This is a genomic window from Microbaculum marinisediminis, from assembly GCF_025397915.1.
GTDB lineage: Bacteria > Pseudomonadota > Alphaproteobacteria > Rhizobiales > Tepidamorphaceae > Microbaculum > Microbaculum marinisediminis.
This window is the reverse complement of record NZ_JALIDZ010000052.1, coordinates 1-317: the sequence shown is the minus strand read 5'-3', so window position 1 is coordinate 317 and position 317 is coordinate 1. Positions and strand designations below refer to the sequence as shown.

Here is a 317-nt window from a genome sequence, read left to right as displayed (position 1 = left end):
TCCGCACCGCTGCCCTTGATGACGGTGCGTTCAAGGCTCGCGAGTTGATGTTTCAGCGTGTCGTTATCGAGCAGGTCGACGGCGCCGGAGTTCAGCAGCGGAAGCAGGTCGAGATAGATGCCGTTCTTCGGCTTCTCCGACGGTTCGTAGTAGATGCCAGCCTTGCGAAACTGTTCCTGAACCCATTCGCCGCCGTAGCGGTCGCCCTGGACCGACGAAATCCGGTAGCGCCTCATAAGCCCGGCGAATTCATCAACCACGGCCTCAGGCGAGAACGGCGGTTTGACCTCGCGAACCGCGTCCAGGATCGCCGTGGA

General features: G+C 61.2%; 1 pseudogene. It reads right to left on the bottom strand.

The features are described 5' to 3' along the window. A pseudogene (locus MUB46_RS24515) lies at positions 1 to 317 on the bottom strand (hypothetical protein); the annotation flags it as partial.